The sequence below is a fragment of the Veillonella parvula genome (assembly GCF_024461875.1).
GTDB lineage: Bacteria > Bacillota > Negativicutes > Veillonellales > Veillonellaceae > Veillonella > Veillonella parvula_I.
In genome coordinates, this window is sequence record NZ_JANGAL010000027.1 from 1 (window position 1) to 318 (window position 318).

Below are 318 nucleotides of genomic sequence, written 5' to 3' on the forward strand. Positions count from 1 at the left end.
TTATCGATAAAACATTGAATCAAAAACTTGAAATCGTTGGTGGTGCTGACGCAGCGAAATTATCTGATAACAATATCGGTGTTAACGCGAAAGACGGTAAGTTGCATGTACAGTTAGCTAAAGAATTGAATGACTTGACTAGCGCTCAATTCAAAAATGGTAATGCTGTATCCACTATCAGTGGAGAGGGTACGACTGTGACAGACGGTACTAATACTACGAAGTATGGATCTAAAGGCATGACTATTAATCCTGGTGCTAACGAAATATCTCTTACCGATAAAGGCTTAAACAATGGTGGTAAAGTCATCTCCAATG

The 318-nt window shown here is 38.7% G+C and carries 1 pseudogene; it reads left to right on the forward strand.

The annotated features are described in order from the left end of the window. Nucleotides 1-318 (forward strand): annotated as a pseudogene (locus NE668_RS09735) (hypothetical protein); the annotation flags it as partial.